This window comes from Paenibacillus sp. TAB_01, from assembly GCF_043945595.1.
Classification (GTDB): domain Bacteria; phylum Bacillota; class Bacilli; order Paenibacillales; family NBRC-103111; genus Paenibacillus_S.
On the sequence record NZ_JBIFNP010000001.1, the window covers coordinates 4,566,607 to 4,584,932 of the forward strand.

Genomic DNA, 18,326 nt, shown 5'->3' on the forward strand with positions numbered 1-18,326 from the left:
AAACCTACAAGCTTAGTGTATCAGTCCCAGGTTCCGTTTCTGAATCCAAAATCCACAGATTTCATGTTCAGATTCTGCACATCTTGTTTGCCTCCGCACGTTCAAACGATGCCTTCGGCAAAAGCCTCCCGGTATTCCGTCGGCGTCATCTGATAATATTTCTTGAAGCAGCTGGAAAAATAGCGTTGTTCCTCATAGCCTACCTTTTCGGCCACGTCTTGTATTTTCAGCAAAGGGTCGCGCAGCAGCTCCAACGCTTTTTCCATCCGGATGCGGGTTACGTATTCGACGAACGACTCCCCGGTTTGCTGCCGGAACAGCTGGCGCAGGTAATTAGGGCTTAAATAAAGCTTGGCGGCGACATCGGCGATGGACAGGCTGCTGTCGGACAAGCTGTTATCCAGATAAGCTTTGACCTTCTCAATGTACGAAACGCCCTTCTTCTCTTTGCCCTTCGCCATTTCGTCCAGGCATTTGTCCACGAACTGCCCCATCCAGCCCTGAAGCGCCGCAGCGTCCTGATGCTGATAAATGTTGAGGTAAGGGTCATACTCCTTGTCCTGAAAAAACAGCCCGAGCCCGATGCCCGACTCCTCCATCAGATGTATCAGCTTCATCGCCAGCTCCATCACGGACATTTTGACCCAGTGCGGATTGGTCCCCGACAGCGAGGCAAAATAGCCGAACAGCTGACCGATAACGTGATGAGCGGCTTCGCGTTCCAGCAGCTTCACCTGCAGCAGCAGCTCATCGTACAAACGGTCGGTTTGCAGGACGCCGGGGACGATGGACGTTGAAATCTCCTCATAGTGAACCAGGACGCGTGAGGTCAGGGAGAAATGGTACAGCATCGCCTCTTCCGCCTCCTGATAGGAAGCTCCGGCTTCGTGCAGCTCGGCGTAAAGCTGGCCGGCCGCAATTTTGGCATCCACCTGCACCGTTTTCTGCAAAGCATGGCCAAGCTGCATCAGGTACTGGTCGAGCGCCTTGAAGCAGCTATCTTTCGCGGCTCCGCCGTACCCTAGCAGCAGCACAAGCTCATCATCATTCATATAAAAAGGATGCAGCTCCATCCGGATCCGGCCGTTCGCACCTCTCAGATCTTCGGCCAAGGCGGCGGCCATCACTTCGGTTTCCTGCCGGTTCGCTTCCGGCTTCCTCCGCATCTTGACGAGGGCGACGCCATAGTAATCCGCCTGGAACTGAAGCCCCAGCGCCTTCGCCTGCTCGTCCACCGCTTCGCTGCCGAGCCCGCCGGATACTAGCTGCCGGTAAAACCGCTCCTTGTAGAGCGTCCGGCTTTGCGCAATCTGCTGCTGAAGATCCTCCAGGCTCCGCTTCAAGCCCTGCTTCCGGTTCAGCTCCGCTACCGCCTGGTTCAGCCGTTCGGCCAGCGCGTCCGATTCGACCGGCTTTAACAAATAGTCCTGCACCCCAAGCTTCAGCCCTTTCTGGGCATATTCGAAATCGTCATAGCCGCTGATAACGAGCACCACGACGTCCGGATTGTCGCATTTCAGCTGCTCGACGAATTCCAGCCCGCCCATCCGCGGCATCTGAATATCCGTAATGACCACATCGGGCACGTAATTGAGCGCCAAAGCTAAAGCTTCCTCCCCGTCCTTGGCGGTATAGATCGACTCGAAGACAGGACAGTGCTTGCGCGCCATTCGTTCGATGCCTTCGCGGATCACCGACTCATCATCGACAATTAACAGTTTATACATGCTCGATCTCCTCTCTGCTTATCGCCCGTAACCGCGCCGTCAGCTTCGTTCCTTTGCCCGGCTCGCTCGCAATGCTCAGTCCGCACTCTTCGCCCAAATAAAGCTTGATGCGGTCATTCACGTTATACAGGCCATACCCGTCCGCCGTGCGGCTGCGATTTTCCAGCAAGCGCTTACGTATGAGCTGCAGCTTCACCGGATGAATGCCCGCTCCGTTATCCTCTACCGTAAGCAGAATTTCTCCCTGCGCTCCGCGTTTCGCGCCGATCCGGATCATTCCGCCTCCCTCCAGCGGCTTGATCCCATGATAGATGGCGTTCTCCACCAGCGGCTGAAGCAGCAGCTTGGCTGTCAGCGCTTCCTTGAGCTCTGCGTCCACATCGATTTCATAGGAGAACAGCTGTCCGTACCTCATTTGCTGAATAATCAAATAGCTGCGGATATGTTCGATTTCCTCACGCACCGGAATGAACTCCTTGCCCCGGCTGATCGCCGTCCGGAAGAAGGTCGCAAGCGCCGTCACGATCCGGCTGATCTCGGTCTGGTCATTCTTCTCGGCCATCCATTTGATCGAGTCCAGCGTATTGTACAGAAAATGCGGCGACATCTGGGACTGCAGCGCTTTCAGCTCGGCGCGCCGTTTCAGCTGCTGCTCCGTATGGACGCGGTACTTTTCCTCCTGCAGCTCCGCAATATATAAGTTCATCTGCTTCATCTGCTCCTGCAGCTGCTCGACCATGAAGTTGAAGGTGCGGCCCAGCTTGCCCACCTCATCCTCGCTCCGGTCATCTACTCTCACATCCAAATTCCCGAGCCGTACGCGGTGCATCGTCTTCTCCAGCCTGCTCAGCGGCCTGCTGAGGTTGGAAGACATGAGGAACGCAACCGCCACGCTGAGCGAGGCGCAAAGCACGATAACCCAGAGCAGGTATACGTTCATCGAACGCAGCTTTTCCAGCAGCGCTTTCTCCGATTGGATATGCACCATCACCCAGGGCGCCACATTCGTGCTTCTATAATTAATCAAATAATTCTCGCGGCCCGTGAGCATGCTTCGCTCGTGGCCCGCTTCTTGGGCGGCCATGGCAGACCAAAGCCTTGCCTGGCTTCTATAGCTCTCAACGGCAGGCGAATTGTCCGAAGCGATCAGTTCTCCCGTCTGATCTACGATAAGTGTCGAGTACCCCGCTTCCGACTGCGCATTCTGCATATAATTCAAGATCATCCGCTCGTTCAAATTAATAACCAGCAGCAGATCCTCGCTGTATCCCGGTATCGAAAACTTCATGACCAGGGGGATGACCTCCTGGGGCTCCCGGTAAAACTCCCCCTTCATCAAAGGAAGCCAGTATAAGGAAGACTCATGACGAGCGCCGATTTGCCGGTATAACTCGGATTGTTTGAAATCCTTGCTGTAATCCGTAGGCAGCAGCAGATCGTAGAACATCCCTTTGGGCGTGTACAGCAGGATGGAAGAAACCAGCGGCTCGGAGAATCGCTGCTCCGCAAACACATTGGAGAAGTAGGACAAGGCTCTCGCGTAATTCTGGGGCTCATTCGTGAGCAAATAGCCGGATAACGCCTGGTTAAACGTGTCGTCACTGCGAAGCACGTACAGCCGCGTAATGATCCCTTTGAGCTTCTCGTCCAAATAATTGCCTACCTGGGCCATCAGCTCCGTCGAGTGAACGGTCGAAGTATTCCGCGTGACGCCGGTCGTATACCGGTTCTGCAAATAACCCGACAGCCCCGTAGAGAACAGCACCATCGCTACGCACAATAAAGCAATCTTGTTCCTTAGTCTCATCTGATGAAGTCTTCCGATCCACGCACGCATCTCCTGAAGTCACCCGCTATCCTGAAAGTAGGGAAAAAGCCGCATTCTCTACGGAATGGCGGCTAACCCATTATAACATTAGACGAAATAAGTGGGCATGCTAAAATTTAATCCCATTAACCTTTTACGGCTCCGGCCGTCAGCCCGCTAATAAATTGGCGGTTCGTGAAGAAATAAACGATCAGGATCGGAATCAGCGCAATCGAAGCTCCGGCGGTCATAATTTGCAGCTCGGCAGCCGCGTTAGCGGAATACCGGAGTCCGACGACCGCGACGGTCAGCGGCTTCATGTCCGGATTCGGAATGCTGAATACCAAGGCGGTAATATAGTCGTTCCAGGCAAGCCGGAAGGCGAACAAAGCGACGACCCCGAGAATCGGACGGATCAGCGGCAGAATGACCGTCGTATAAATTTTGAAATAACCGGCGCCATCCATGAAAGCGGACTCGTCCAGCTCCTTGGGGACACTTTTGACAAAGCCCATAATGAGGAAAATATTGCTCGCCTGGCCGCCCGTCAGCACGAGAGCCAAGCCCAGCAGGTTTCCGGTCAAGCCCAGCTGATGCATCAGAGTATATTGCGGATACAGCACGATAGGCCCCAGCGCCACGAACATGACGGATAAGTAAGCGACCATGAGCGCTCTCTTCCCTGTAAAATCGTGCCTTGCAATGACATAACCGGCCATGGACGAAGTGACCAGAGACAGCAGCATCGTGATGCCGCTCAGGATAACGCTGTTCCATGTATATTTGAGAAACTCCGCCTGCCGGAACGCCTGCACATAGTTGGAGAACATCCATTCCTGAGGCCAGAAGCTTCCTCCTGTCTGCAGCTCCATATTCGTTTTGAACGAGCCGATAATCGTATACAGAACGGGATACACCGTAAAGAGGACAATGACAGCCAAAAAAGCGAACTTGATGATATGGCCGATCCCCCGGGTAACCTTCCTTTCCATGCGTGACTCCCCCTACCGTTTCATTGTTGTCGTTGCTTTGCTTCCTAGTATATTTTTTCCAGCTTCTTGGACAGGTACAGATAGATTAAAGTGATCAGGCCGAGAATGAGTCCTGTCACGACGCTGGCTGCCGCCCCATAGCCGATCTCCGGCTTAATGGGAGACGAAGTCGATACCGGGAAGAACAGCTGGTACATGTAAAGGAACACGACCTGCGTTTTGCCGAGCGGCCCGCCTTCAGTCAGTACCATAATGCTCTGAATATCCTGGAACGAGTTAAGAATCGCCAGCATAAGAATGACCCTCAGAACGGGCCCCAGCATCGGCAGAGTAATGTAGAACAGCCGCTGCCAGTACGTTACCCCATCCAGCTCGGCGCTTTCGTAAATGTCCCTGGGGATCGTCTGCAGCCCCGCCAGAAAGTAAACCATGTAATTGCCTAATCCGCCCCACACCGCAACAATAATGACGGTAATCATCGCAAAATGCTGCCCCAGCCAGTCCACCGGCTGCTCGATTAGCCCTGCGAGGGACAGGTAATGGTTCACGTCCCCGTTGTATACATTGAACAGCAGGTAAAACATCAGCGCCATGACCGCCGAGCTCATAATCGTCGGACTGAAAATCACGGCTTGCAGCAGCGTACTGCCTCTAAACCGGAGATTGATGACCACCGCCACCAGAAAGGATAACGGGATAACGATCAACAGCTTGCCCGCCGCATAAATGAGCGTATTGACCAGCGAATCCCAGTACACCGTGTCTCTGGTGAACAGACGTATAAAGTTATCCGCCCCGGTAAACGTGGCCGCATGGATGCCGTCATAATCGTAAAACATGTAGCGCAGCGCCCAAAAAATCGGATACACTGTCAGTGCGGTAAACAACACAAGATTAGGCAGCAGCATAAAGTACAGCTGCCGTTTCGGAAAACGCTTTCGTTTGACGGCAGTCACCGCGTGCCTGGAGATCTGCTCCCTCTTTTCTGTTCCTGTTGCCTGCATAGCTATTCACCTCACGTCAATTTCCAACGGCTGCAAGTATTGAAGTGAACGCTTACAACAATACGACAGCCCTAGTTAGTAATTGAAATATATCATGCAGAAGGGCTGCGGATAATCGAAAATCCATAGGACCTATGTTCAAAATTCACAGCAAAAAAATGCCTCTGAGCCGCAGCCTGAGCACTGCGGATCAGAGACATTTGACTGAAACCAATTATTGCGTGACCATCGTTATTCCGGCGCTGACTTCAAGGGTCGGCTGCCCCTCCGCAATCGAAATGCGAATCTCCCCGGCCGGCACGGTGAAGCTTAACTCCACCTCTTCCAGCTCGCGCGGCAGGTGCGGCTCAAACCGCACCTCCTTCCAGCCCGGCTGCCCCGGCTTGAGACCGATAATTTCCTCGATCAAGAGCGGAATCGGCGAGCTTGCCCACGGGTGGCACAGACTTGTATTCCACTTCTTGCCCTTGCCCCAAGCCTCGAAGCAGGTCGTAGCACCTTCTCGCAGCATGTTGACCCATGAGCGCTCGTCCTCGCTGCGGATCAATTCGTAAACCAGCCCGTATTCTCCGGCTTTAGCCAAGGCCTTTAAGACGAAGTAGGAGAAATATACGCCGCAGTGCAGCCTTTTCTCCCGGATCAATTGGACGATGCTCGGCACAGCCTCCTCAGGCGCCAAACCGAACAGCAGCGGCAGCACGTTGGCATGAAGCGAGGAGTGCCTACTGTCTACGGCATCTACGAATAAGCCCGTGCTAGCGCTATAAAATTGATCGAGGAACGCCTTCTTCAATGGGGTCAGGCTCCTCGACCGGCTGCCCCAGCGCTTCTCTGATCGCGTTCATCGTCTGCTTGCATCCGTAGTAGAAGGCGTTGACGACATTATGGCACCCTTCCGTAACCGGACGGGTCAGCGGAAAGTCGTAGCCGTCGCGCAAGTTGTCGGGCCAGTCGACGAGATTCCATTTTTCCACAACGGACTCCAGCAGTCCCGCTCCATTCTTATACTTGTCAAAATAAGCGAGAATGCCCTCACCAACCGGAGCCATCTCCCGCAAAAACGCCTCGTCGCCGCTAAACTGGTAGTACTGCCACAGCTGCATCGGCCACTGCAGGGAAAAGTCGGCGATTTCCTGCATGAAATTTCCCGGAGCGACAGCCATCATTCCTTCACATACGGCCGTGCTGCGGGCGAAGTCCCCGAGCGCCTTCTTGACCAGACGCACATCTCCGCTCAGATACATATGCGCATGCCCGATGACCGTATTATCGCCCAGGTACTGCCCTTTCTCCCGGCTCGGACAATCCACGAAATTTTCCTGCGAGCCGTATTTCACTCCGTTCGCGCAAATTGACCAGATCTGATCGAGCACGGAATCCGAGCTTTGGAACCGGCAGCGGCCTTCGTCCAAAGGATAATGGCGCACGACGGCGGCGAAGCTGTCCGTTTCAAGGGACGCTGCCGGTCCCAGCACTTCGACGTACCGGAATGCTTTATAGTCGTATAACGACAAGACATCCTCTTCCCCGGACAAGGCTCACGTTTCTTCGTATTTGCAATTGCAGCGAAGCTCGTACCTGGCGCCAGTTCCTTCCGCATTCAATTCTTCTCCGCAGCGGATCAGAATTTGTTCTCCGCCCACGCCGCTGGCTTTCATCGTAAACTGGCCTGTCAGCTCCGTGCCGAAATCGATCAAGTAATGGCCGTCCGACAGCTGCCGGACCGATTGCGGACGCCGCTCGTAGACACTCAACACAGGCGTCGGCTGCAGCGCCAGCTGATGATCCGGCGCGGCGGTCATCGCCTGCTCCCATCCGCTGTCATCGTATCCCGGCTGTTCCCAGCCTTTGTGCTCCAGACGGCTGTCGATCCGCTCCAAATACTGCGTATCGTAGCCAATCGTCTCTTCGCCAATATACTCCCGGGCGCGGGCATACTTCCAGCTTTCGTCCGTAACCGCTTGTACGCTCTGATCCGCAAGCAGCTCCGCGATCAAGCCCTGCCGTAAATCCCCGCTGTTCATGGAACGGTTCATCAGTCCTTGGTAGTATACATGAACCGCCAGCACGTTCTCCCCTTCCCGAAGATACGGCAGAAGATCGAGACGATTATAGAAATAATGGGTCGGATAGCTTTGCGCATGAACCTTGGGCAACGAAGACGCCGTTGACATACAGCTTGTAATAGTCATCCGCCGTAATATCCAGCTCGGCCCGCTGCGGCAGTGCGGACAGAACGAAGCTTTTCCGAAACAGCGTATGCCGGTTCTTCAGCTCTTCCGGATGCGTATGCGTAACCGGATTAAGTTCCTTATGCAGCATAGAAAAAGGCTTTAAGCCTGAGAAGTCGGGGTCTTGAATCCATTGGGCGCTCCATTGCTTATTCATCGGGTTCTCCTTCATTATTTAGTAGGACGATGGCTTGTCCCGCCGTCTCCCATTTATTGTAAGCGATATCATTACAACCTTACCACAGCCGCTTGCACGGAGGAAGCCAAAATAAGCAGTACGTATGTATAAAAATGAAAGGTGTGCCGGTCAAAGACGCCCTGCCCTGCTTCCCTCACGGTAATAATCGACCAGAAAGCGGTAAAACTGCCGGGCGACCGGGCTTAAATATCTGCGCGAATTCCATGCTATTCCGATTCTTCTCTGGCACACCGGCTCCCGGACCTCCAGGCACACGACCTCGGACATATCCACGCGCATCACCCTGGGCAGCAAAGCCACTCCAAGCTCCGCCGCAACGAATCCGATGATCGTGACCGGGTCCTCTCCCTCGAACGTAATGTTCGGCATTAATCCCGCTTCCCGGAACAGCTCGTCGAAGATAGTACGGGTCCCGTACCCTTTCTTCAACGCCACGATCCGTTCCTCCGCGATTTCATACAGTGAAATGCCGTTGCGCTGCGCTAAAGGGTGACGGCTTCCTACATAGACGCACAGATCCTCCGTCCACAAATATTCCCACTCAATGTCCGGGCGTTCCTCCGTCATCGAGGATAAGCAATAGTCAATCTCACCGCTGAGCAGCTGCTCCATCATTTCGCTGGACGATTTCTGATACAGCTGAAACTGCACCTGGGGATGCTCGGCCAGGAATCGGCTCACCAGTCGCGGCACCTCGAAGCCGCCCAGCGACTTCAGGAAAGCGAAGGACAGCGTTCCGTAATCCGGCTTCAGCAAGTCCCATATTTCCTGCTTCGCCTCCTCGATATCCTGCAGGACGCGGTGCGTCCGTTTGTAAAATAACTCCCCGTACGCGTTTAACGATACGCCCCTTCCGGCCCTCTCGAACAAGGGAACCCCCAGCTCCTCCTCCAGCTTGGCAATCGAACGGCTTAGCGTGGACTGGGATACCGACAGCCGTTCCGCCGCCTTCGTAAAATGCTGCAGCTGCGCCACAGCCTGAAAATATTCGATCTGCTGCCATTCCATGAGCGCCGCTCTCCCTTCTTCTTTCCATGTTATGGTTAACGAGTTTACCTGCACCATTCTGAATGATTACATATTATCATGATTCATTTGATTTTAATACATTAGACGCATCATTCATCCCGTGCTTTAATGAACATAGAAGCTTCATTACAAATTCGTTATCTATTTGGAGGGAAGTCGTATGGAATTCACTATTATCGGGACCATGCTGTTGATCGGCATGCTGCTGGGCTTTGTCGGGGCGGGAGGCTCCGGCTTTATTATTGCGATGCTGAGCACCGCTTTCGGCTTTTCCATTCATACGGCTCTGGGCACTTCGCTGGCCGCGATGGTATTTACAACATTGTCCGGGGCGTTCAGCCATTACCGCGAGGGGAATATTGCGGTCAAGCCAGGGGTAATCATCGGCCTCACCGGCGCGGCGGGAGCTTGGATCAGCTCGGGCTATTCCGCTTATGTGCCTGCGGAACACTTGATGTGGATGACCGCCGGCATGCTGTTTCTGTCCTCCGTGCTGCTGTGGATCCGCACCTCCGCCATGCGCGGTCCGTCTGCGAAAGCAAGCCTGCCTGTCCAAGGCACAGGCATCCGCTTCTGGTGCTCCGCAGTAGGTATCGGGCTCGTTACCGGTGCGATGTCGGGATTTTTCGGCATCGGCTCCACTCCGTTCATCCAGATCGGCATGATTATGCTCCTTGGGCTCTCGATCCGACAGGCCGCGGGCACGACCATGCTGGTCATTATCCCCATAGCCCTGGCCGGCGGAGCCGGCTATTATCAGATGGGCTACCTGGACATTCCGCTGCTGATCCAGGTGGTCGTCGGCTCTATGTTAGGCTCCTACATCGGTGCCAAATTCACCAACCGCGTGCCGCTGGGGGTGCTGAAAACCGCCATGATCGCCATGCCTTCGGTCGGGGCGCTGCTTTTGATGCTGAGGTCATAGCTTGTCCCCGAGCGGAACCCGCCTTGTCTCATTCATGGCTTATTGAGAAGCCCTCACGACTCGAAATTATACGTTCCGTTTATTCATTGAAGGCTTCTCAACAGCCGTGGACTGAAATGCTTTGTTATGGGTTAAAAGAGTCCTTTCCGGTGAAAGACGGTAAGCACCCTGTAAAAGTCGTAGCTTCCGCCCTTCGGCGTATCAATCAGCCCGGCAGCTACCGCGGCGTCTACGGCTCCCTGCGCCCAGTCCGGCACGTCCGTCATGGTTGCTCTTTCTTTTAAATTTTGAATAGTAATGGTGTGGCTTTCCACCGTTTTTTCCAGCACCTGCAGCTGATTTTGCAGCTGAGTAATGATCGACAGCATTTCATCCGCCTCCTTGTCGTATGCGTCTAAACCATATTTCTCAATGATGGCGATAAGCTTGGATGCGTAGGACGGGTCGGTAGCATACCCTGCTTTCTGCAGAGCGTTCGCCGCCGCTTTATAATCCCGTTCCTCTCCGGCCTTAAATACCCCGCTCGCCGTATATCTGCTGTTTTCCATTAAAAACTGCGAATGAGCTATGACGGAAGCCTCCAGGCTGTTATAAGAAGCAAAGCTGGCTGTGGTCGTTATCCACTGCCCGAAAATATATTCAACGGTGGTATAAACCGTTCCGGAGCCTTTGATGCCGAAATAGTTGCCGTTCGCTGCCGACCTGCCGTAAGCCGATTCCAGGCATGCTTGGGCAATGGTATAGCTGGCCAGAACAGGCTTGCCGAGCAGCACGGTCCGTACCATGTCCATCACCGCGTAGTCCGAAATTTGTGCAATGAACGCTTCTTGCGGCGTTGTGCTCAAATCATCTCACTCCTTTCCGCTTCTTCTATACTATTGTATTCATCAAAGCGGACTGCCCGTTCAGGCTTTTCCGGGATACCCTATATGTATGCTCGCCGTCTTTCAGGCGTTCTGTAAGTATACCTGAGCACTCTGACAAACGCCTCAACGCAAGGGAGCGAGGCCCGTCTTTTGCTCCACGATGAGGTTACATACTTAACTTGAAGAAACTAAGTATGCAAATATTCAGTCATTTCCAGTCAGGACAAAGTGGCTTATAATGGGACAGGTATGAATTTATTGATCGAAAGGGGAGCGTTCCATGCTGTATGAACTTCGTATTTACTATATGTACCCGGGTAAAATGGAGGCTATCAACAACCGGTTTTCCAATCATACTTTGCGTATTTTTGCCAAGCACGGGATGAAGGTTACCGAGTTCTGGGAGGACACGGACCCTGAGCATAGCCGTCTTTACTATGTAGTGGCATTTGAGAACAGGGAGGAACGCGAGCAAAAGTGGGAAGCGTTCCGCAGCGACGCAGAATGGCTTCAGGTCAAAAGCGAATCGGAGAAGGACGGCCCGATCGTGGAAAAGGTGGAAAGCATTTTTTTGAAGCGCGCCCCCTACTTCCCGCAATAAAACCAAACCCGTAACGGAAGGAGCGAATGAAGATGAAATATCGTAAATTAGGTAAAAACGGCCCGGAGATTTCCGTCATCGGGTTCGGATCTTGGGCAATCGGAGGAGCCGGCTGGGCCAGCGCTTGGGGCGAGCAGGACGATCAATCCTCCCACGAGAGCGTCCGGGCGGCGCTGGATGCGGGAGTCACCTTCTATGATACCGCCGCTGTGTACGGACTCGGTTATTCGGAGGAAATTATCGGCAAAGCGCTTAAAGGAGACCGGGATAAGGTTGTCTTGGCAACCAAATGCGGGCTTGTATGGAATGAAGACAAGGTCATTTCCAAAAACGGCACCTACGACTCGGTCATTCGTGAAGCGGAGGCGTCGCTGCGCCGGCTGGGCACGGACTACATCGATCTGTATCAGATGCACTGGCCGGATACCGAAACGAACGCACCTGCGGAAGAAACGATGCGGGCGATGGACAAGCTGGTTCAGGACGGCAAAGTGCGTTATGTCGGCGTAAGCAATTACAACGTTCCTTTGCTCGAGCAATCTCTTGCCGTCCGGCATGTCGATTCCCTGCAGCCGCCTTACTCGATTCTCCGGCCTGCAGTCGAGAAGGAAATATTGCCGTTCTGCCTTGAAAAAGGAATCGGCGTTGTGGCCTACAGCCCGCTGACCTCGGGCCTGCTGTCCGGCAACTACACCTACGATACGAAGTTCGAGGCGAACGATTGGCGTTCCCGCAACGCCGCGCATACCGGTGAAGGGCTGCGCAAGAACGTCGACCGCGTCGAGAAGCTGAAGGAAGTCGCCGCACGGTTCAACCTGACGGTGCCGCAGCTGGCGGTCGCTTACGTGCTGGCTCATCCGGCATTGACCAGCGCCATTGTCGGCGTGCGCAAGCCGAGCCACATTCTGGGCGTACTGCCCGCGGCCGACGTGACATTGGATGAAGCCACATTGGCTGAAATCCGCAGCATTGCCGTCTCTGAATAGCGGCTTCCTGCCGCGGAGCTCGACCGTCCGCCGCCATGAAGCGCCGCAACGCGCGATTGGGTTTCGCGCGCGTTGTCCGGTTAAAGACATGCTGTACGATTAGCTCCAAATCCTGATGTCTGATCGGAAGCCGCTGGAAAAGCTAAACTACTGCTTCACGTGCGAAGCCTTCTTACGCTCGCTGCTATCCCCTGATTTCCTCCGCTTACAGCGGCTGAAATCAGGGGATAGCGGCGGGCGTTTGGCTTTTGCGCTGAGTTTCAACAGTGGAGTCTCTGCGTTGAGGCTCAGCGACAAACTTTGGCCCTTGGCTATTGCATTTAGCTCATGCGCGGACTGCACTGAGCCTCTGCGATGAGGCTATGCGTTAAGCCTCTACTTTGAGCTCATGCGCGGACTATACCGGGCCCTTGCGCTGAGCTTTGCGCTGGGCTCTGTGTCGAGTTTCGACACTGTGCTCCTACGTTAAGCTCATGCGTGGAGCCCTTGCGCCAAACCTCTGCGTCGAGGTGCTGCGCTGGACTTCTGCGTTGAGCTTCTCCCTGGGCTCCTACGTTTGGCTTCTACGTCAAGATTTGACCCTCGGCTCTTGCGTTTAGCTTTCACGCTGAATCTCTGCGTGGAGCTTCTGCAGAACAGCTCCTCACGGCACGCTCCGCTCTTTTCAGCAGTCCTCTGACAGATTAGCGTCGTCCAGTGCTTCGCCAAAGGCTTAGTTCATTTCATACTAAGCCCGCCTGCGCTTGTCTCCGGCTCTTTCCTCTTCTCGCCCTCCCCCAATATTTTGCCCGACAGCACGCCGATAATAAGCGACCAGACCGGCGCCGCCACGCCCAGGAAGGTCACGTTGGACACCGCGACAGCAAAGGCAAACAGAGTGGAATACCGGTAAGACTTCTCGGAGAAAGCGGACTGCATGCTGTTCAGCAGCACGCCTACGAGCGTAAAGCCAGCGATCAGAGTGACGAAATCAAGCGGCAGCACCTCGATAACGAGCACTGTCGCCCAAGCGAACAGCCCGAACAACACGAACCAGCACGGCAGATACGACCGCCGCCCAGTAGCGCTGCTTCCGCGGCCCCGCTTCCTCCTGGCTGCATACCGCGCTCATCATGCCCCCGATGTTGGCCGCATGGCCGCCGAACCAGCCGACAAAGACCGTGGCCAGACCGGATATAATCAAGATGCGGTTCACCGGCAGCTCATAGCCGTTCTTGCGCAGCGCAGCGAGTGCGACCGCCACATCGTTGCTTAGAATCAGAATCGCCACCGGGATCGTGATGGAAATGAAGCCGTTGACCGTAAAGGATGGCGCGATCGTCTGCGGCCATACGACAATCGCTTCCTTCAGCGGAGGAAAGGACGAGCTGATAAGCAACCCGATCAGCCCGAAGCCCAGCACGCCGATGATCGGCGGAATTTTGCTTGAGAGCTTCGGCATAATCAAAAATCCGGCGGCCGTAAACAAGCCTACCACCGGCGCATGCTTGAAGGCCGGCACCATTTTGACGATGTAATTGAGGACAAGCCCGGCCAGCATCGCATCGAGCATCGGCCGCGGAATAAACCGCAGCCATCTGACAAAAAGCCCGGAGGCGCCGACAATCGCGATGAGCAGACCGGCCAGCATGTAGCTACCGGCCAGCTCGGAGATCGAGAATCCGGCCGCCGCCGTGCTCAAGAACGCGGCCGCGGTGATCGAGTGGGCTCCGGCAATCGGAATTTTGAAAATAAGCGGCAGAATGAGATTTAGCAAGCCGCCAAAAAAATAAATCGCAAAAATCCATGAAATCAGCTGCGGCCGGCTGAAGCCCGCGGCATTCGCGGCGTCGATGACAAGAATGACCGGCCCCGTACAAGCCATCAGCGCAGATAAAAAGCCTGTTGACAGGTTCTGTGTATTCACGTGCTGCCTCCGTTAAGCTGTAATGTGAGCCCTGAGCGGAATGAAATAACCCCACAAAGTGGGGCCAGGCTGTCGAGAAACCCGCCTTTAAGTGAAAAAGGAGCACAGACGCAGGTGGGGTATCCAAGCTTACGAAGTCCGTTTTTCTCCGAAAAACGCTTAGTTTACGTCCGCCTTTGAAATCCGTGAAAATACCTTTAAATTTAATCCGATTCACGGGTTTCAACAGCGGCTGTAGGAGGATACCCCACCGGAGTATCACACAAATTCAGGGTTTCTCGACAAGCTCACCCCACAACGTGGGGCTTATGCTTCGAAGCGGACTCAGGTACTTTGCGGGGACCCCGAAAACATATCATTTCTATCATGTTGAAAAAAACGGCAGGCCAGAACGATCCTCTGGCCCGCCGCTTGCTTATTTATCTTGTCCAGGGCCCTCTCTTTAGAAGAATACTACAGAGCAGAGTTCCTGGCTATACTTCATTTCAAACGATAATGACTTCCATGCCGCGGTCCTGCAGCTGCTTGACCGTATCCCCGGGAATGCGGTGATCCGTGATAATCACGTCGACCTCGGACAGATCGGCTACATGCGTGAACGCGCGGACGCCGAACTTGCTCGAATCCACCAGCAGAATCACCTCATCCGCCATGCCGATCATCCGTTCCTTGATCCGGGCCTGCAGCTCGTTAGACTCGCTGATGCCCCTCTCCAGATGCACTCCCTTGCAGGATAGAAAGACTTTATCTACGTGATAGGCATCGAGAGAACGTTCGGCCAGCGGCCCGACAAAAGACAGGGAACGCTGAGCCAGCAGGCCGCCCGTCGAGATCACATCGATCTTCTCTTTGCTGCTCAGCTCCGTGGCGACCTTGATCGAATTGGTAAGCACGGTCAGAGGAAGATCAGGTACTTCCGCAGCCATATACCACGCCGTTGAGCTGGCATCAAGAAGAATCCGATCCTTCGGGCCGATCCGCTTGATCGCGGCCTGGGCAATCCGTTTCTTCTCTTCGGCGTAAGTGATTTCCCGTTCGAAATAGGGAATTTCCGGTTGCTGGTCGTCCTTGATGCTCACCGCTCCGCCATGCGAGCGGCTCAGACGGCCCGCCTGCTCCAAGCTGGTCCAGGTCGCGGCGGATCGTCTCCTCCGTCACCTGGAAGAGCTCGCTAAGCTCGGAAACCCTTATCGCCCCTCTTTGATTAACCACACTTACAATTTTCTCATAACGCTCCGCAGCTAACACATAGATGACCTCATTTCACTGGCTGTATTATTCTGCAATGCCCGTCAGCTGTACGAATCTCTCGTAGGCGCCGCCCCACAGCTCTTGATCCTCAGGCTTGTATTCGATAACCGGGAAGGAGTCCCGGATCGCTTGGCGCGCTTCCCAAATATCGGCGAAGACGCCTTGCGCGATCCATTGCACCGCCATATTGCCGATGGCGCTGCCTTCGGAGTTGCCCCGCCCATACCGGCTTGCCGATCGCGTTGGCAGACCATTGGCACAGCAGCGTATTCTGGATGCCGCCCCCGACCATATGCAGGCCGTTGAAGGCCTGGTTCGATAAGCGTTCGGTCATTTCGAAGACGAACCGGTATTTTAACGCCAGACTTTCCAGAATGCAGCGGACGAATTCGCCAACCGTTTCCGGCGCTTGCTGGCCCGTTTCACGGCAGTATTGAGCGATGCGTGTTGGCATATCTCCAGGCGCCAAGAACATGGAATGATCCGGGTCAATGAAGGCGCCGAACGGCTTCGCTTCCCCTGCAAGCTTCACCAGCTCAGGGAACGAATACGATTGTCCCGCCTTCTCCCATTCGCGGCGGCTTTCCTGGAGAATCCACAGGCCCATAATATTTTTGAGCAGGCGATAGGTGCCCTCGACTCCGCCTTCGTTCGTGAAATTAAGCTTTTGAGCCGTCTCATGGATAACCGGCTCCTGCACCTCGGTGCCCATCAGCGACCAGGTTCCGCAGCTCAGGTAAGCGAAGGAACGGTCTGTCGCCGGTACGGCCGCTACAGCAGAGCCCGTGTCATGCTCAGCTACCGCATAAACCGGAATGGCCGGAAGGCCCAGCTCCTCGCAGACGGACGCTTGCAGGACACCCGCTTGACTTCCCGGCTGCAGCACTTCGCCAAACCACGATGCAGGGAAGCCCAGCTTCTTCAGAAGCTCTTGATCCCACTGCCCCTCAACCGGGTTATACAGCTGGGTCGTCGTCGCATTGGAAAATTCGTTGTGCATTTCTCCGGTCAGGAAGTACCGCAGCAAATCCGGAATCATGAGGAAGCGGTTGCCCTCCTGCAGCCATGGCGAGTTCGCCTGCTTCAACGCAAAGAGCTGGAAGATCGTGTTGAACTGAAGAAACTGGATTCCCGTCCTTGCAAAAACCTCGGAGGCCGGAAGCTCCGCAAACAGCTTCTCCATCATATGCTCCGTATGGCGGTCGCGGTAATGATACGGATTGCCGATCAGTTCGCCATTCGGACCGATGAAGCCGAAGTCGACCGCCCAGGAATCGATCCCGATGCTCGCTATTTCGATGCCCTGGTTCTTGGCCTTCAGCAGCCCCTGCTTGATCTCGTGGTATAAACGCAGAATATCCCAATGCAGGCGGTCGCCCACCTGCACTGGATCATTGGAAAACCGGTGAAGCTCCGTAATCTCGATCTTGCCGTCTATCAAGCGGCCCAGCATCGCTCTTCCGCTGCTTGCCCCCAGATCAAACGCAATAATGTTTCCCAAAGGTATCACCCTTATTCGTTAATTAGATGCCGCGCTTCAGTAGCACTTCCTGCTCGTAGGATTTCACCTCGGCAAGCCATTCTTCCCGTACGGGAACGCCTTTGGACGCACAGTAGTAGTCCCAAACCGCGCCGAACGGATACGATTTGAATTCTTCCGTCAAAGCCAGACGCGTAGTATAATCTCCCGCCAGCTCGGCTTTTCTCAAAGCTTCCACCGGATCCAGCATGGCGCGCATCAGCGCTTTGATCGTGTTGCGCGTACCGATAACCCAGGCTGCAACACGGTTGATGCTCGCGTCGAAGAAGTCGAGACCGATATGTGTTTTTTCCAGCAGTCCGCCGCGCACCAATTCCTTGCCGATTTCGATCAGCTCATCGTCCATGGTGACGACATGGTCGCTGTCCCATCTCATCGGGCGGCTGACGTGCAGCAGAATGCCGTCTGTGAACAGGGCAAGCGAGGACAATTTATTCGAGATAACTTCTGTCGGATGGAAGTGTCCCGCATCCAGACAGATCAGTTTGTTGTTCTGAATGCCGTAGCCCATATAGAACTCATGGGAGCCTACAACATACGCTTCGGATCCGAGGCCGAACAGCTTGCTTTCTACTGCGTCCAGGTTGTAAGCCGGGTTGAGTTCTTCGGCAAACACTTCATCCAATGCGGATTTCAGACGCTGTCTTGGAGCCATGCGGTCGGCCGGAACATCCTTGTAGCCGTCCGGGATCCATACGTTCGTTACGCAGGTTTGGCCCAGCTGTTCGCCGAAGTAGGCGCCGATTTTTCTGGAAGCTTTGCAGTGGTCGATCCAGAACTGGCGAATTTCAGGATTGGCGTGGCTCAGCGTAAAGCCGTCCTTGGAATTCTCGTGAGAGAAGCAAGTCGGGTTGAAGTCCAGGCCCAGACCCTGCTCCTTAGCCCATTCCACCCAGGATTGGAAGTGCTTCGGTTCCAGCTTGTCGATCTCAACCTTCTCGTCCGTATCCGCATAAATCGCGTGAAGGTTTACCTTGTGCTTGCCCGGGATCAGCGAGAACGCTTTCTCAAGATCGGCACGAAGCTCGGCAGGCGTACGCGCCGCCCCTGGATAATTCCCAGTAACGGAGATCCCGCCGGTCAAATCCTGATCGCGGTTCAGGAAGCCTTTGACATCGTCTCCCTGCCAGCAGTGCATGGAAATTTTCACTTTATCCAGCTGCTCGAGCACTTGATCGACATCAATCCCGTGGGATGCATACAGCTCTTTAGCCAGCTCATAATTGGCTTGAACGTTTTTATCCATTTGTACAACTCCTTAA

General features: G+C 54.6%; 14 protein-coding genes and 3 pseudogenes. 3 read left to right on the forward strand and 14 right to left on the reverse strand.

The annotated features are described in order from the left end of the window. Positions 1 to 101: 101 nt before the first annotated feature. The 9 genes from ACHHV8_RS22205 to ACHHV8_RS22245 form a co-directional block, all read right to left on the reverse strand. Positions 102 to 1,727 carry a response regulator gene (locus ACHHV8_RS22205; RefSeq protein WP_395161646.1) on the reverse strand — a complete coding sequence of 542 codons (1,626 nt, stop codon included), beginning with the start codon at positions 1,725 to 1,727 and terminating at the stop codon, positions 102 to 104. Beyond that, complete coding sequence (locus ACHHV8_RS22210; protein ID WP_395161647.1) at positions 1,720 to 3,534, reverse strand: cache domain-containing sensor histidine kinase; 1,815 nt, start codon at positions 3,532 to 3,534, stop codon at positions 1,720 to 1,722. The genes ACHHV8_RS22205 and ACHHV8_RS22210 overlap by 8 nt, the downstream gene beginning before the upstream one ends. A gap of 146 nt (positions 3,535 to 3,680) precedes the next feature. Continuing rightward, positions 3,681 to 4,526, reverse strand: coding sequence for a carbohydrate ABC transporter permease (locus ACHHV8_RS22215; RefSeq protein WP_395161648.1), 846 nt, complete (start codon positions 4,524 to 4,526; stop codon positions 3,681 to 3,683). 44 nt (positions 4,527 to 4,570) lie between these two features. Then, a complete protein-coding gene (locus tag ACHHV8_RS22220) occupies positions 4,571 to 5,530 on the reverse strand; it encodes a carbohydrate ABC transporter permease (RefSeq protein WP_395161649.1) in 960 nt (319 codons plus the stop codon). A gap of 214 nt (positions 5,531 to 5,744) precedes the next feature. Then, complete coding sequence (locus ACHHV8_RS22225; RefSeq protein ID WP_395161650.1) at positions 5,745 to 6,323, reverse strand: alpha-L-rhamnosidase-related protein; 579 nt, start codon at positions 6,321 to 6,323, stop codon at positions 5,745 to 5,747. Further along, entirely contained in the window at positions 6,292 to 7,044 is a 753-nt protein-coding gene (locus tag ACHHV8_RS22230) for an alpha-L-rhamnosidase-related protein (RefSeq protein ID WP_395161651.1), read from the reverse strand. Before ACHHV8_RS22230 ends, ACHHV8_RS22225 begins: the two co-directional genes overlap by 32 nt. A 24-nt stretch (positions 7,045 to 7,068) precedes the next feature. After that, a complete protein-coding gene (locus tag ACHHV8_RS22235; protein ID WP_395161652.1) occupies positions 7,069 to 7,686 on the reverse strand; it encodes a family 78 glycoside hydrolase catalytic domain in 618 nt (205 codons plus the stop codon). Next, the gene (locus tag ACHHV8_RS22240) at positions 7,640 to 7,918 is read right to left on the reverse strand and encodes a hypothetical protein (RefSeq protein WP_395161653.1); all 279 of its coding nucleotides are present in this window, start codon (positions 7,916 to 7,918) and stop codon (positions 7,640 to 7,642) included. The genes ACHHV8_RS22235 and ACHHV8_RS22240 overlap by 47 nt, the downstream gene beginning before the upstream one ends. A gap of 150 nt (positions 7,919 to 8,068) precedes the next feature. Next, positions 8,069 to 8,968, reverse strand: coding sequence for a LysR family transcriptional regulator (locus ACHHV8_RS22245; RefSeq protein ID WP_395161654.1), 900 nt, complete (start codon positions 8,966 to 8,968; stop codon positions 8,069 to 8,071). A gap of 181 nt (positions 8,969 to 9,149) precedes the next feature. Here ACHHV8_RS22245 and ACHHV8_RS22250 point away from each other — a divergent pair, with 181 nt between their 5' ends. Then, entirely contained in the window at positions 9,150 to 9,914 is a 765-nt protein-coding gene (locus ACHHV8_RS22250; RefSeq protein ID WP_395161655.1) for a sulfite exporter TauE/SafE family protein, read from the forward strand. Between the two features lie 131 nt (positions 9,915 to 10,045). Here ACHHV8_RS22250 and ACHHV8_RS22255 read toward each other — a convergent pair whose 3' ends face one another. Then, entirely contained in the window at positions 10,046 to 10,759 is a 714-nt protein-coding gene (locus ACHHV8_RS22255) for a glycoside hydrolase family 73 protein (protein WP_395161656.1), read from the reverse strand. A 301-nt stretch (positions 10,760 to 11,060) separates the two neighbouring features. Between ACHHV8_RS22255 and ACHHV8_RS22260 the strand changes: the two genes are divergently transcribed. Both ACHHV8_RS22260 and ACHHV8_RS22265 read left to right on the forward strand, forming a co-directional pair. Then, entirely contained in the window at positions 11,061 to 11,381 is a 321-nt protein-coding gene (locus ACHHV8_RS22260; protein ID WP_395161657.1) for an NIPSNAP family protein, read from the forward strand. Between the two features lie 32 nt (positions 11,382 to 11,413). Beyond that, positions 11,414 to 12,367, forward strand: coding sequence for an aldo/keto reductase (locus tag ACHHV8_RS22265; protein WP_395161658.1), 954 nt, complete (start codon positions 11,414 to 11,416; stop codon positions 12,365 to 12,367). A gap of 717 nt (positions 12,368 to 13,084) precedes the next feature. Here ACHHV8_RS22265 and ACHHV8_RS22270 read toward each other — a convergent pair. From ACHHV8_RS22270 to rhaA, 4 genes and pseudogenes are all read right to left on the reverse strand, one after another. Further along, positions 13,085 to 14,231: pseudogene (locus ACHHV8_RS22270) on the reverse strand (benzoate/H(+) symporter BenE family transporter). Between the two features lie 527 nt (positions 14,232 to 14,758). After that, a pseudogene (locus ACHHV8_RS22275) lies at positions 14,759 to 15,521 on the reverse strand (DeoR/GlpR family DNA-binding transcription regulator). Positions 15,522 to 15,548: 27 nt separating this feature from the next. Next, positions 15,549 to 16,977 (reverse strand): annotated as a pseudogene (locus ACHHV8_RS22280) (rhamnulokinase). A gap of 70 nt (positions 16,978 to 17,047) precedes the next feature. Then, positions 17,048 to 18,310: an L-rhamnose isomerase gene (gene rhaA / locus ACHHV8_RS22285; protein ID WP_395161659.1), complete on the reverse strand. Its 1,263-nt coding sequence runs from the start codon at positions 18,308 to 18,310 to the stop codon at positions 17,048 to 17,050. Positions 18,311 to 18,326 lie beyond the last annotated feature (16 nt).